At 62.9% G+C, this 14653-nt stretch carries 8 protein-coding genes; 5 read left to right on the top strand and 3 right to left on the bottom strand.

Annotated features, from left to right (window positions below; translation table 11 throughout):
• Window positions 1-38: 38 nt before the first annotated feature.
• Genes GYH35_RS30910 through GYH35_RS30890 form a run of 5 tightly spaced genes read left to right on the top strand, consistent with a single transcriptional unit; the run spans window position 39 to window position 4499 of the window.
• A complete protein-coding gene (locus GYH35_RS30910) occupies window positions 39-353 on the top strand; it encodes a hypothetical protein (RefSeq protein ID WP_202624876.1) in 315 nt (104 codons plus the stop codon).
• Entirely contained in the window at window positions 350-763 is a 414-nt protein-coding gene (locus tag GYH35_RS30905) for a hypothetical protein (RefSeq protein WP_161830417.1), read from the top strand. Before GYH35_RS30910 ends, GYH35_RS30905 begins: the two co-directional genes overlap by 4 nt.
• 12 nt (window positions 764-775) lie before the next feature.
• On the top strand, window positions 776-2275 hold the full coding sequence (glpK, locus tag GYH35_RS30900; protein WP_161830416.1) for a glycerol kinase GlpK: 1500 nt from the start codon (window positions 776-778) through the stop codon (window positions 2273-2275).
• A 1-nt stretch (window position 2276) separates the two neighbouring features.
• A complete protein-coding gene (locus GYH35_RS30895) occupies window positions 2277-3686 on the top strand; it encodes a M48 family metalloprotease (RefSeq protein WP_161830415.1) in 1410 nt (469 codons plus the stop codon).
• Between the two features lie 33 nt (window positions 3687-3719).
• Window positions 3720-4499, top strand: a complete 780-nt coding sequence (locus GYH35_RS30890; RefSeq protein WP_161830414.1) for a DUF4261 domain-containing protein — start codon at window positions 3720-3722, stop codon at window positions 4497-4499.
• Between the two features lie 3 nt (window positions 4500-4502).
• Here GYH35_RS30890 and ybaL read toward each other — a convergent pair whose 3' ends face one another.
• The 3 genes from ybaL to GYH35_RS30875 all read right to left on the bottom strand — a co-directional run bounded on the left by ybaL (window position 4503) and on the right by GYH35_RS30875 (window position 14590).
• Window positions 4503-6257, bottom strand: coding sequence for a YbaL family putative K(+) efflux transporter (ybaL, locus tag GYH35_RS30885; protein WP_161830413.1), 1755 nt, complete (start codon window positions 6255-6257; stop codon window positions 4503-4505).
• Between the two features lie 92 nt (window positions 6258-6349).
• Window positions 6350-8668, bottom strand: a complete 2319-nt coding sequence (pbpC, locus tag GYH35_RS30880; RefSeq protein ID WP_161830412.1) for a penicillin-binding protein 1C — start codon at window positions 8666-8668, stop codon at window positions 6350-6352.
• Between the two features lie 48 nt (window positions 8669-8716).
• Window positions 8717-14590 carry an alpha-2-macroglobulin gene (locus GYH35_RS30875; protein WP_161830411.1) on the bottom strand — a complete coding sequence of 1958 codons (5874 nt, stop codon included), beginning with the start codon at window positions 14588-14590 and terminating at the stop codon, window positions 8717-8719.
• Window positions 14591-14653 lie beyond the last annotated feature (63 nt).

Below are 14653 nucleotides of genomic sequence, written 5' to 3'. Positions count from 1 at the left end.
GGTTGCTACCTTGGTACCAAGTTACCAAGGTACGAAGCATGGCCACCGTCACCCGCGTCCAGACCGGCGTTCGCCTGGAAGCCCGCCTGCTCAATGTGCTCAAGGCCCTGGCGGCCCTGAAGAACACCTCCCTGGGCGATCTTCTGGAGGGCATCGTGCTGCATGCCTTCGAGGGCGAGCAGGCCTTCAGCGCGCCGACCCTGGCGCAGATCGCCGAGCTGAAGAAGATCTATGGACTGGATCTGACCGCCGCCGATAGTCATCAATTGGTCGAGACCGAGCGCGCCGTGCGTGCGACGGCGAAGCGCCCGGCCGCGACCGGCAAACGTCGCAGTGGGAGGAATCGCTCATGAGTGCTCTACCGACGCTGACCAGCCCGCCGGATCCGACGATGCTCGCTTTCGAGAGTGGCTCGCTCGATCCGGCTCGGTTCAACCATCGGTTGCATCTGTCGCTGGCCTGGAGTTACCTGCAGCGCGACGGCTTTCCCGAAGGCGCGTTGCATTTTCGCCGGCACTTGCAGAACTACGTTGCCAAGGTCGGCGCGCAGAGCAAATATCACGAGACCATCACCTGGGCTTACCTGGTGCTGCTGAACGAGGAGCGGTGTCTGCGATCGCCGGCCGGGGAATCGTTCGATGCGATGATACAACGGCGGCCGGATCTGCTCGATCACCGGAACGGCCCGATCGCGCGGTGTTACAGCAAGTCGCAGCTCGATTCGCCCGAGGCGCGCCGCGTGTTCATGTTGCCGGCAACTTAGGAGAGGCATGTCATGAGCTCATTTGTCGGCGCCGTCGATCAAGGCACGACCAGCACGCGCTTCATGGTGTTCGATCAGGCCGGCAACATCGTCGCCAGTGCTCAACAGGAACATCCGCAGATCTTTCCGCAGCCCGGTTGGGTCGAACACTCGCCCATCGATATCGCTCGCAACACCGATGCAGTGATCGCCGAGGCGATGCGATCCGCGAGTCTCACTGCCAAGGATCTCGTCGCGATTGGCATCACCAATCAACGCGAAACGACGATGATCTGGGACCGCCGCACCGGCGAGCCGTTACACAATGCGCTGGTGTGGCAAGACACTCGCGTCGATCCGCTGGTCGCGTACTTCTCAGGGCAGGGCGGCAAGGATCGCTTTCGCGCGCTCACTGGGTTGCCGCTCGCGAGTTACTTCAGCGGCCTCAAGTTGAAATGGCTGCTGGATAACGTGCCGAACGCGCGGGCGCTCGCCGATGCGGGCGATCTGCTGTTCGGCACGATGGATACCTGGGTCTTGTGGAATCTGACCGGCGGCGCGAACGGCGGCCTGCATCTCACTGATGTGACCAATGCGAGCCGCACGCAGTTGATGGGATTGAGCTCGCTGCAATGGGAAGACCAGTTGCTGCGAACGTTTTCGATCCCACGCAGTGTGCTTCCGAAGATCGCGTCATCCAGCGAGGTGTATGGTCACGTCGCGGACGGGCCCCTCAAAGGCGTGCCCATCGCCGGCATTCTCGGCGATCAGCAGGCGGCACTGGTCGGGCAGACGTGCTTCGAGCCGGGCGAAGCCAAGAACACCTATGGCACCGGCTGCTTCCTGCTCATGAACACCGGCCACAAACCGGTGTCGTCCGCCGCCGGTCTCGTGACGACCGTCGCATATCAGCTTGGCAGGAATCCCGCATGCTTTGCGTTAGAAGGATCGATAGCGATCTCCGGTGCGCTGGTGCAGTGGCTGCGTGACAACTTGGGTCTGATCCACAACAGCGGCGAGATCGAAGCGCTCGCGGCGAGTGTGCAGGACAACGGCGACGTATACATCGTGCCGGCCTTCTCCGGGCTGTATGCCCCTCATTGGAAGGATCATGCGCGTGGCGTGATCACAGGCCTGACGCGATATGCGAATCGCGGGCACATCGCTCGCGCAGCGCTGGAGGCGACCGCTTATCAAACGCGCGATGTCGTCGCCGCGATGGAGCAGGACTCCCGCATTCAGTTGCAGGAGCTGCGTGTCGACGGCGGCATGGTCGTGAACGATCTGTTGATGCAGTTTCAATCGGACATTCTGGACGTGAGTGTGGTGCGACCGAAAGTGACCGAGACGACAGCCTTGGGCGCGGCCTATGCCGCTGGCCTGGCAACGGGCTATTGGAAGAGCACGGACGATCTGCGCCGCAACTGGGGCGTGTCGCATACGTGGCAGCCGCGCATGAGCAAGGAAGATCGCGGGCATCTGTATTCATCCTGGCAAAAGGCTGTAACCCGCTCGTTCAACTGGGTGGAATGACATGTCGGCGGCCGAGCTTCCCATTTGGACGGCGGAAGAACGCGAAAGCTTCTTCGCCGCCATCGCGCGTCACCGTCGCGCGGCGTGGCAGGTGAGCGCGGTCGCTGCTGTCGGTATTGCGATCCTTGCTTTCGTCGTTGCGACGCTGACCTCGCCGCTCTTCTATGCGCTGATCGGGCTGCTGCTCGATGTGATCAATCTGTTCGTGCCGATGCCGGATCTGCTCGGCGGGGTCATGGAGACCCTGAGCTATATCAGCGATCACATCGAGACCCAGCCGGCCAGCAGTTGGCTCTACCTTGCACTCGTTGCCGCGCTGCCTGGTCTGGTTGCAGTGTTGCTCGTCCTGCTGACGTTGCGACGTATCGTGCGCGAGGCGGAGGTGAGTGGCGCGCAGGAATTAGCATTGCGCGCGCCGAATCCCAGCGTGCTTGCGGAGCAGCGGCTGGCGAACGTGGTCGCCGAAATGGCCATCGCCGCCAACATCAAAGTGCCGAAGGTGGCCATCGTCGACACGTCCGGCATCAACGCTGCGGTGTACGGCCCGAACGATGAATCGGTCACGGTGCTGGTCTCCACCGGACTGTTGGAAAAGCTGAATCGCTCGCAGATGCAGGCAGTCGCGGGCCATCTCATCGGGCTCATCGCTAACGGCGACGTGGTGCAAGGGATGCGCGTTGCTCAGACGCTGAGCCTGTTTGGCTTCGTCGCACGACTCAGCGACGGCATCGTCGATCCGCCCGCCTGGTCACGGTTGTGGCAAACGCTGCGAGAGGCTTTGAAGAAGGGCGCGTCGAGTGCGGACTCACGTCTGATTCTGGAGCTCACCAACCCCTTCGGCAGCGCGCAGAGTTCGCAGCCTTCCGGTGGCAACACTTCGGGCAAACTCACCTGGCGCGAATGGGTTCGCATGCCGCTGTACGGGCCGGTGGTCATCAGCGGCTTTTTCGGCGGGCTGGTCAGCAGCGTGTTCCTCGAGCCGCTGCTCGCCTTGATCTGGCGCCGTCGCAAATATCTCGCCGACGCAATCGCCGTGCAGCTCACTCGCGATCCTCAAGCTCTCAGTGACGCCCTCGGCCAACTTGGCAATGGCGGCGGCTTCCCCGCGTGGTGCTCTCACATGCTCGTCGCGGGCGGCGCCCGTCGCGGCGGACTGCTCAGTGGCTCGAGCCTGCCCATGTATCCGCCCCATGACAAACGCCTCAAGGCGCTGGCGCGCATGGGTGCGACAGTTACGTTGTCGCCGCCTCGTAGCATGCCCATATGGGTGAAGTTTCTCATCGCCGCGGCCGGCGTGCTGGTAGTCTCGCTGTTGAGCGTTGCGATCTACCTGTTGGTGATGATCTCGATCGCGCTGTCGGGGTTGTTCACGTTGTTGCCCACGGTCATCCTGCACGCTCTGCTGCGTTGAAGTCGGTTCGTTTCGTCACTTCAGGTCCGACCTATGTCCGTGATGATTTCGATGATCCTGCTTCGTGAGTCGTGCGAACTGCCTGCCTCGGCGATCGAGCGCGAGCTGCGGCAGCGCTACCCTGACCTCGGCGCGTCCTTGGAGTCCAATGAAGGGGGCGTTCCATCCTTCAAGCTGACGGAGGGTACGGTGATGCTCGCGCATATGCCGGCGCCCATTCCCTGGTCCGAGCTGGAAGGGCCGTGCGCGACCAGCCTCCTTTGGAAGGACGCCACCGAAGAGGTCCAGCGTCACGAATGTCACATCCTCGTGACGCTGCTGAGCGAGCAGAACGAAATCGAGCAGTCGACTCTGCTCACAAAAACGACCGCCGCCGTGCTGGCCGCCTGCGATGCTGCAATGGGCGTGTACTGGGGCAACGCGACCTTGGTCATTCCCAAACAGATCTTCCTCGATTTCGCCGAGCAGGTGCTGCCTCTCGGACCGCCGCTGGACATCTGGGTCGATTTTCGCGTGGGCTGGCAGACGAAGACGGTCAGCGGCGGCTTCACTCAAGGCATGGAAGCATTGGGTCACATGGAACTCGAAACACAGGAATCGCCCGAGAAACCCGGCGACCTGCGTGACCGCCTGCAAGGCGTGGCCCGCTATCTACTGCAGAACGGCCCCGTAATCCGCGACGGAGATACGATCGGTGAAGATGCGCGCGAGAAAATCCGCGTTATCTATTCCGACTCGGCCTTCGGGAATGACAAGCGCGTGATGCGGCTTCAGTATGAGGCGCAGGCGAAGCCTTGGTGGAAGCTCTGGTGAGCCTCACGCCCCCGGATCTTTCGGATTCCCCGACACGCCTTCGTTTCTGAGCCACTGCGTAAGCAGCTTGCACCGCTCTTCGGACACGCCGAGGCTGCGCAGGGCGTAATCGGTCATTTCCAGCGCCAGCTCGAGTTCGCCCATGACGGCGCGGTCCACGCCCTGGCGAATGAGATATTTCAGCTCCGAGGAGCTGTGAGTACGCACCACCACCGCGATCTTCGGATTCTTCGCACGGGCGAGCTCGAGGATGCGGCGGGCGTGGAAGCCATCGGGTGATGCAATCACCAGCAAGCGCGCATGTTCGATCTGGGCGAGATCGAGCACGCCATGAGCGGTGGCGTCGCCATATACCGCAGTGATCTTGTCTTCACGCAGTTGATCGACGACGCGACGGCTCATCTCGATGACGACGTATTCGAGCCCCTGCGCCTGCAACCCATGGCCGACGACACTGCCGACGCGGCCGTAACCGACGATCACCGCGTGATTGCGCAGATTGGAAACTTTGTGATCCGGCGGCAGCGCCGAATGCTTGCCCTCCTTGCGAGTGAAGAACGCGAGCAGCTTGGGCCGCTCGTTCACCCAACGCGCGATCGGCTCGATGGTCGCGAAGGCGAAGGGGTTCAAAGTGATCGACAGCAAGGCGCCGGCAAGAATCAGATCGCGGCCTTCGGGCGGCAGCAAGCCGAGCCCGACGCCCAGGCCGGCGAGAATGAACGAGAACTCACCGATCTGCGCCAGGCTGGCCGAAATCGTCAGCGCCGTGCGCACGGCGTAGCCGAACGCCAGCACGATGGCGAACGCGGCCACCGATTTGCCGATCAGAATGACGAACAACACCCCGAGCAGATCCAGCGGCTGACGCAGGATCACCATGGGGTCGAACAACATGCCGACCGACACGAAGAACATCACTGCGAACGCATCCTGCAGCGGCAGCGAATTCTCCGCTGCCTGATGGCTCAGGTCCGACTCGGCCAGCATCACGCCCGCGAAGAACGCACCGAGCGCGAAGGACACATCGAACAGCATGGCCGATCCGTAAGCGATGCCCAACGCAATCGCCAACACCGCCAACGTGAACAGCTCGCGAGAACCGGTTCGCGCAATCTGCGCCAGCAACCAGGGCACGACGCGTCGGCCACCGACCAGCATCAGCGCCACGAACATCGCGACCTTCAACGTCGTCAAACCGAGGCTCATGAGCAAGCTGGTTTCGCCGGCCGCATCGCCGGTGTGCGCGAGCGCGGGCAGGAACACCAACGCCAGCACCATGGCCAGGTCTTCGACGACCAGCCAGCCCACAGCGATACGACCCTGCTCGGTATCCAGCTCGTTGCGTTGTTCGAGCGCTCGTAACAACACCACAGTGCTGGCGACCGACAGCGCCAAACCGAACACGACGCCCGACGTCGTGCTCCAATCCCACAGACGCGCCAGCCCCAAGCCGATGACGGTCGCCACCGCGATCTGCACGACCGCGCCGGGCAACGCGATGTTGCGCACCTTGAGCAGCGTGCCGATGGAGAAGTGCAGGCCGACCCCGAACATCAGCAGGATCACGCCGATCTCCGCCAGCTGGCCCGCCAGACCCGCGTCGGCGACGAAGCCCGGCGTGAACGGGCCGATTGCAATTCCTGCGACCAGATAACCGACCAGCGGCGGCATGCGCAGCCTGGAGGCGAGGAACCCGAATCCCATGGCCAGCACGAAGCCCATGGCGATCAGGGCAATCAGCTCGGATTGATGATGCATGCGCTAGGGGTTACCTGGGGTCGATGGATGCGAGAGCGTTCAATAGTAACCGCTCCGCCCGACTCGTCGATCAGTTCTCTCGATGGAACGGACTAGCGAACCAGCTCCACGACCAGCTCCCGGCTGTCGGCCCGGCCTCGATCGTCTACCGTGCGCACCATGTAATGACCGGCACGTGACGGGTGCCAGCCGATCGCGATGCCGGGCGTGCCGGTACCGACGTAACTTTCATCGACGAACCAATGCAGGCGCCGCACTTCGCTATCCGCGTTGGCGGCCAGTGGAATCGTCTCGCTGCCGACGCGACCGCTGCGCACGGTGTAAGTCACAGCGATCACGGGGGATGTAATCTGCGGCGCGGTGCCGCTGGGAACATCCCGTTGGCAATCCGCCGGCGGCGGCGGGCGCCGACGAGGCATGCCGGCGTGGGCGAACAATTGCAGCAGGTCAGTGGGCCAGAATTCATAGACCTCGCTGCGTGTATGCGTCGGATCGTAAGGCGGACACGCCTGCTCGCCCGTTCGCGTATCGATCCACACGCGACGATGGATCTGACTCACGCGAATCGGTGACACGCCCGGGATATACCAAGTGCTTACGACCTGCGGACACTCCGAGTTGGGCAGGTCGCCCGAGGCGCTGCAGACCTCGACTCGTTCCATGCGCGGCGGCTGGCGATAAATCGGTTCGACCAGCTTCTCCTGAGCGGCGAGCGCGTCGAGCAGCCGGAAGAACAGCGGCGCCGCTGCTTCCACACCGACGAACGCGGGATTGCCGCGGCCGTCGAAGTTGCCGACCCACACGACCAGGACGTAAGGACCGAAGGTGCCGGCGGTCCAGGCATCGCGAAAACCCCACGATGTGCCGGTTTTCCACGCGGCCTGAACACCGCTGCGACGGCGCGCGAACGAATCTTCCGGCCGCGGCGCCGAGCGAAGCATGTCCAAGGTCATGAAGCTCGCTTCTTCGGACAGCATGCGAATGCCTTCGCTTTGCGGCTCGTCGGCAAGATAGCGCAGCGGAGCGAGGCGACCGCGATTCGCCAACATGGTGTACAGCGTCGCGGTTTCTTCCATCGTCACTTCGCCGCCGCCCAGTGTCAGCGCGAGGCCGTAGTGTTTCTCGCTTGCCATGCGGGTGACGCCGGCGCTGCGCAGGAATTGATAGAACGATGGCGTCGACAGCTGCGAGGCGAGCGTGAGCGCCGGCACGTTACGAGAACGGATCAACGCTTCACGCGCGGTGATCGGGCCGACGAAGCGGCCGTCGAAGTTTTCAGGATTGAACGGGCCGAAGGCGGTCGGCGTGTCCTTCAGCACCGTTTGCGGATGGATCACGCCCTGGTCGATGGCCAATGCGTAGATGAAAGGTTTCAGCGCCGAGCCGGGCGAGCGCTTGGCCAGCGTGCCGTTCACCTGGCCTTCGATCTTCGAGTCGAAGAAGTCGGCCGAGCCGATCATCGCGCGCACCGAGAGATCGCGATAGTCGACGAGCATCGCGGCGGCGTTGTGCATGCCGATGGGGCTGTGCTCGCGAACGTAGGTTGCGATGACGCGCTCGAGTGTTTTCTGTGTCCGGAGATCGAGCGTTGTGTTTACCGAATGAATCGATGCGGGTCGCGGCCGCTGCAGGATCGCGTTCGTGAAGTGAGGCGCGGCGAAGGGCAGGTCACGCAGCGAGGCGTAACGCAACGGCGTGGCGATGTAGTCTGCGGAGTGGGCTGCGTCGGGATGTTCTTCGACCCAACGGGAAAAAAGGCGCATGCGAGCTTCGCGGAGGTCGGCAGGCTCATCGAGCGAGGGTGCGCGCCGCGCGGGGGATTGTGGGATGAGGACGAGAGTCAGTGCTTCGGATAGCCCGAGTCGCTTCGCCGGCTTATCGAAATAGATCAGGCTCGCTGCACCGACGCCTTGGATGTTTCCTCCATAAGGCATCAGGTTCAGATGGGCTTCGAGGAGATCTCGCTTCGAGTAGCAGAGTTCCAATTGAAGCGCGCGGAAGATCTGCTGAAGTTTGCCGCTGATGGTTCGAGTGTTCAGCCCGTACATCAGACGGGCCAGCTGCATCGTGATCGTCGAGCCGCCTACTCGCGGGCCACCCGAGTAGCTGGAGACTGCGGCGCGGACCAACGATGCGGCATTGAAGCCCGGGTGCCAGTAGAAGTGCTGGTCTTCGTGGAGAAGCAGCGCTTCGATCAACTCGGGCGAGATGTCTTCGAGCGATGTCCAGAGGCGATACTGATGATCGCTCGCCAACGTCAGCCGCAGCAGCCGACCTTGCCGATCGAAGATAGCCGTCGAGGACGCGATCTTCTCCACCAGCGGCTCTCGCGGCCACAGCCGAACCGTGACGAGCGTCGCCGCTGCGACGACCGCCACGATTCCAGCAATGAGGACGAGCCGCCAGCGCATGTCAGCTGACTCCTAGCGCCCGCTGCGAGCCGCCGAGGCCGCTTTGCTTCATGGGCGCGACACCTCAAGCTTCCCAGACGCCGAGCGGCCGACGACGCTGCGGTCGTACATCGCCTCGCCATAGGCGGGCGGCGTGACATATGAGCCAACGTTCGTTGCTTTGATCCGATAAACGATCTCGGAAACGTCGCTGTTCGCGTTCGCATAGAACACGACGCGATCCTCACGCATGTCGGCGTACTGCAGCGACGCCGTCAGGTTGCCAACACAGATCTGGCATTGCCAGCCGTTATAAGCCTGCTCGTACTCGCCTTCTTCTTCGCCTTCGACCGCTTCAGCGAACGGCGTCTGCGCCGCGTCCGTCGGGACAACTAACTCGAAGCCGCCCGGCAGTAGATCGACCAGCGCGACGTTGGAATAGCCGCCTTCCTTCAGTCCTCGGAACTTCAGGTGCACATCGATCTGCTGACCCATGGTGATCGACGTGATCGGCTTGCCGCTGCTGTCCGTGTACTCACGCAGCACCTCCAGCCCCTGCTTGATCGCCTGCGTCGGCGGCTTGCGGTCGAAGCCGGACTGCTCGATCAAATAGTACGCATTGAGGCTCGTGTTGTTCGTGAACTTCAGCGCCGCGGCCTGATCCGTGAACTTCACTGTCGGGAACAAACCTTGCGGCAACGTTAGCGACCGCACGCTCTTGTTCTTCAACACCTCCGCAATCGCGAGATTGCGTTCCGCGCCTTCCGTCGCCGATGCGTATGCGTCCAGCGCGAGCAGCGTCGTGCCCGCCGACAGGGAATGGTAGTAGCCATCGGTGACGCGCTTCGCCATCGTCGTGAACACTTCGCTCGGCACGGTTTTCAACCGCTCCGGGAAGTGGCGCGAGATGATGAACAGCAACAACGCGTCCCGCGTCATCGGATCGTTGTACAACTCATCGACCGGTGCATCGAAGCGCGTGCCGGAGATCAAGCTCTCCGCATCGCGATCCTGGCGCATCAGATCCAGCGAAGCGGCCAGCCAAGCAGCAGTGAGATCTTTCTCCCACTGGCCGCGATAGCGCTCAGCAAGGCGCTTACGAGCAGCAGTAATTTCAGCCGCCATGCGCTGACCCTGGCGCGTCAGAAGATAGATCGCATACGCACCCTGCCTCTCATCGGTCAGATTGTTGCCATCCCGCTGGGCGACCTGGCGCAGATAGTTATTGCCATTCGCGACCAGGTCACCCGGCACCGCCTGCCCGCGCTCGCCGGCTTCGAGCAACAGATGCTGGGCATACAGCGAGACGAACTCGACGACGTCATTGCCGCCCGGCCACAGCTTGTACGCGCCGGTTTCGGTCTGACGCGAGCGCAGCTCGCCGATCAGCGAGGAAACATCGGAGCCATCGCGAGTCTTCACATAGCCGAACTCAGGTCGCGAAGTCAGCAGCACCGCCGGCATGGACATGCTGACGATCTGCTCCGTGCACGCATACGGGTAGTTCGAGAGATACGCGACAAAGCCATGCGCGAACTGCAGCGGCAGCATCGACGCACCGGTTTCAAGGGTGCGGTGATGCGGATACATCTGTCGCTCGACGCGGATCTCGCGCTCGCCCTTCTGCAGCACGCCCGCGCTCAACTGGGTCATGAACGGAGTCGCAGGGCGCACGCTGAGGTCGATCTTTCGCTTGCCGCTCGCATTGCCCGTCCGCGCGATGAAATTCAGGTTCGCGGGACCCGGCACATCTTTCGCTCGCAGGCGGAAGCGCACGGAGCCTTCGCGACCTTCGGCGATGCCGACTTCCTGTTTCGGCTCGCCAACGACTTCGAGCCCGGCGTCCGTTTCCAACGTCACGGCGATGGTGGCGCTCGCGCCCGAGCCTTCGACGTTATTGGACACGCCGACGCTCACATCGAACTCATCCCCCGGCGAAACCGTCGTCGGCGCGTTCGGTGACAACACGAAGTCGCCACGAACCAACGTGCGGCTCTCGTGCACGCCGACGCGATCGTCCGTTACGGCAACTGCCATCACACGCAGCGTGCCATTGAAGTAGTCCGGCACGGGGTACTTCAGCTCACGCGTCGTCGTATCCGCATCGACGATGCCCGACCAATACGCCACCGGCTTCTCGCCTTTCCGACGGAACGGATTGAGGTGCTTGCCGAGCAAGCCTTCCGCGTCGCCGCCCGGTGCGGCGGCCAGGCCGAGCTGGCGGAACTCGGGCAGGATCAGATCCAGAATCTGCGTCGTCGACACTTCGAGCGCGCGCTTCTGGAAGAAATAGCCGAGCGGATCGGGCGTCTTGTACGCAGCGACCTGCAGGATGCCTTCATCGACCGCGAACAACACCAGTCGCGACGGCCGCTCAGTGCGATATCGGAACGTCACATCCTGGCCCGGCTTCACCAGCGCAGGCGCTTCGATAGTGACGGGATTGCGCCGCGCGTCCACCGCGATGGAGAACGGCTGCACGCCGTAGGACATCGGGCTGGTGTAGATCTCGGACGAGCCCGTGTCGCGCACGAACGTGACCGAGACGTATGCATTGCCTTCCAGTCCCTCGGGCAACGCGATCGTCTGCACCGAGCTGGTCGTCGACGTCTTGAACCACTTCCACGCATACACACGCTCGCGCTCGATGGTGATCAAGCCGGCGCCTTCGTACGGAGCGCGAATCGAGACTTCCACTGCCTCGCCCGGGGCATAGTCGCGCTTCGACAAAGTCAGCTCGAGCTCGGCGTTCTTTTCCAACGTGCGTGTGACATTGCCTTCGCCTGCGACTTGATAGTCGAAGCGAGCGAGCTGCTGACCCGACGCGTCTTTCACCACGTAGGCAAAATTGCCCGGCGCGTCGGTGACGAGCTTCAGGGAATGACCGGCGGCTGGAATCGTCAGCGGCGTATCGCCGAGAGCAGTCTCCTTGCGACGCGACTCGTATTTATAAGTGCCGTTCGACTGGCGCATCAGCACCGAGACGAAGCGAGTTTCCAGTCGAGTCAGCACCAGGCCGCCGACGTCCGTGCGCTGAGCCTTCGGATCGATCGCGATCAGATTGACTGTGCGCTCGCCGTTACGAGACAGATAGCCCAACTCGCCATCCGGCTTGTAGCCGACGAGGTAAGGCATGTTGGACACGAGCTGCGCAGCCTCGGCCGTGACGCCGCGACCACCGTCCGCTTCAAAGCCTTGCGACACCAGATGCACTCGATACGTCGCCTTCGCGAACCGTTGCAGATTCAGCGACAGCGTCGTCTTGCCTTGGGCGTCCGTCGTCGCGTCTTCGAGCTGCTCGCTGAAGCCGTCGCGCGCGTATTGCGGATCGTGGAATCGGTAGTCCGGATAAGCGCGGAACGAAGGAATGCTCGGCGTAAGCGTCAGATTCGACACGATGCGTCGGTTCTCCGCCGGCGTGCCGAACAGGTTCTCCAATTGAATGTGAGCTTCCAGATCGTCCGGCGACACCCAGCCGTCCGCGGACGTGGCGGAGAACGTCGCTTTCATGCGCAGCCGATCCGGCTGGAAGTCACGCACTTGCACCGTCGTCGAGCCGATGAGATCGGCACTGTATTGGTCGCGCACGATGGACAGCGACAGCGTGTAAGTGCCGGTCGGCGATGTTTCTTTGGTCGGTTGCCGGATTTCGCCGAAGCCGGCCGGGCCAGGGCGGAAGGTCTCGCGGCGGATCACGGTGCCTTGTGGGTCGGTAACTTCCAGGCGCAGCGGCACGTCGGACATGCGGCCGGTCCACTCCTGATTGCGAACCAGCGCGCCAGCGTGAATCTCTTCACCCGGCCGGTAGATGCCGCGGTCCGAGAAGATATAAGCCGACAACGCAGTCCGTTCGGCGGCGCTCTCGACGCCACCAATATCGAAGCGCGACAGATCGAGCGAGCGACCGCGCTGATCGAGTGGCAGGAACGAGCTGTCGCCGCCGCGACGCGCGAGATACAGCACCGGCGACTTCTCGCGCTGGAAGCTTCGCAACTCGGGGAAGCGCACATGACCGTCGCCGTCGCTGGTCTCGGTGAGCACGGGCAAGCCGTTGCGACCGATGATTTCTACCGATGCCCCGGCAATCGGCGCGCCAGTCGCGATGGACTGTACGAACACGTCCTGCGAACCGTCGACCGAGCGTTTGACGACCAAGCCAAGATCGGTGACGACGATGACGCGAGCATCTGCCAGCTGCGCGCCGAGAGTTTGATTCCAAGCTTCGGGCGCGTAACTCAACGGCTGATCGTTGTCCGGATTCCACGCTTGCACGCGGAACAGGAACACACCGCGCCGGTCGCCCGCGTCGTCGAGATATTTGCCGAGGTCGACCGCTTCGTACTGCGCTTTGCCTGGATCGCCCGTTTCCAGACGAATGACGTCATAGAAGCGCTCGGTGATATTGGCGGACTCGAACGCCCAGTTGTTGAACTGCGGGGTGCCGAAGCTGCCGCTGGTCTGCGTCACCAGATGTTGCAGCTGACGGGGCAGCAGCCGACCGATCTCGACGCGAACGGCCGGAATATTGCGAGCAAACAAGCTCACGGTCTTCTCGCCCGACATCGACAGCAAAGAGCCCTGGTGCAGGATGCTCAGCTCACGCGGGAACTCCGGCACTTGCATGATGCGTTCGACACTGTCGCCGAGCACATAGCCGCCGAATGACTTCAGGCCCGAGTCGATCCTGATATACAGATATCGGCCCGGCTTGGCTTGATAGCGCAGGCTGTGCAGCTCGTAGTGCTCCTGCTCGCCCGGGATCTGTTCCAGCTTCAGTGCGTTCTGCGCTGTCAGCACTTCCGGGCGGAACGTCGTGTCGGTCCACGGATAAGGCTGGCCCGCTCGGCCGCGGCCGAATTGATCCTGGAGCTTCGGGTCCGGATGTTTCTCCGGCAGCAGCCACACGTGCACCTTCGGAGGCACATCCTTTTCCAGCACCGAGAACGATGTGTTGATCAGCAGCACCTGATCGGGCTCGTTGCGCTCATCGCGCACGATGTCGAGCGCCAGGTTGGAAATCTTCAGGCTGTTGAGCCCCGGCACTTCGACACTGGCGGTCAACGTGTCTTTGGATTCGTTGCCACCGCGCGCGGCGCGCGTGCCGGGCTCGATGGTGATTTGCAGGCGGCCGGCTTTGGGCGGCACTTCCAACTGCGCGGAATGCACGAAGGCGTTCAACTTCAACTTGTCGTAGATGACGGTAAAGGCCGGCGCGCTCAGTTCCTTCTCGATGGTGTCCGTCACCTTGTTGAACATCTTCAGCTTCACCCGCTTCTCGAAGCTCTCGGGATCGACCGGATGGGTGAAGTTGATGCTGGCGACGACTTTCTTGTTGCCCGCGACCACCGGGTCTTGATGGAACTCGGTGTTGGCCAGCTTGGCGGCGAACGCCGGCGTCTGGAACGTGAACTCATACTCCTTGAGCGTGACGTGCGAGGCCGCGAAGTTCTTCTTCGACAGCTCGACGTTGTATTGCTGGCCGATGGGCCAGTCGGCAGCCGGCTGAAAGCGCAGCGTGCGATCGTCGTCCCACGACCACTGGCCCGCCACCGCCGGGCTGATATCGATGCCGGCTTGCTTCGGGTCGACAGGATGGCCGGCGCGCTCCAGCGTCGCGGTCGATGCAGAGAAGGTCACGACCAGGGGATTCGGCGGACCCGGCGGCTCGCAGGCATAGCAGGTCAGGCCGGGGGCGCTGATGGCGAACTCGGTCAGCACCGGTTGCGGACGATTCTTGTACCAGTGCCAGCCGTACCAGGCTCCGGCGATCAGCACTGCAAGCCCCGCTGCCACCAAGGCGGCGCCTTTCGGGTTCGCTCGCGCCGATGCGTTGAGGCGGCCGGCGCCTTGGCGGACCGCGCCGCTGGAAGCGGCGAACCACCCCGGCGGCCGCCAGTTCAGTTCACCGAAGATCGTCCGTAAAGCGGCACGAAACCGTTCCATCGAGGCAACCCCATTGCGAGACAGACTTGAGCCAGAATCGGCCAGATCGCGGCCTTAGCCGGC

This window comes from Steroidobacter agaridevorans, assembly GCF_009932555.1.
Lineage (GTDB): Bacteria > Pseudomonadota > Gammaproteobacteria > Steroidobacterales > Steroidobacteraceae > Steroidobacter > Steroidobacter agaridevorans.
This window is presented reverse-complemented; position numbering and strand designations above follow the sequence as displayed.

Bases quoted from the DNA above. Each gene is read 5' to 3' on its own strand.
- GYH35_RS30910 (WP_202624876.1), top strand. From the start codon at position 39: ATGGCCACCGTCACCCGCGTCCAGACCGGCGTTCGCCTGGAAGCCCGC.
- GYH35_RS30905 (WP_161830417.1), top strand. From the start codon at position 350: ATGAGTGCTCTACCGACGCTGACCAGCCCGCCGGATCCGACGATGCTC.
- glpK (WP_161830416.1), top strand. From the start codon at position 776: ATGAGCTCATTTGTCGGCGCCGTCGATCAAGGCACGACCAGCACGCGC.
- GYH35_RS30895 (WP_161830415.1), top strand. From the start codon at position 2,277: ATGTCGGCGGCCGAGCTTCCCATTTGGACGGCGGAAGAACGCGAAAGC.
- GYH35_RS30890 (WP_161830414.1), top strand. From the start codon at position 3,720: ATGTCCGTGATGATTTCGATGATCCTGCTTCGTGAGTCGTGCGAACTG.
- ybaL (WP_161830413.1), bottom strand. From the start codon at position 6,257: ATGCATCATCAATCCGAGCTGATTGCCCTGATCGCCATGGGCTTCGTG.
- pbpC (WP_161830412.1), bottom strand. From the start codon at position 8,668: ATGCGCTGGCGGCTCGTCCTCATTGCTGGAATCGTGGCGGTCGTCGCA.
- GYH35_RS30875 (WP_161830411.1), bottom strand. From the start codon at position 14,590: ATGGAACGGTTTCGTGCCGCTTTACGGACGATCTTCGGTGAACTGAAC.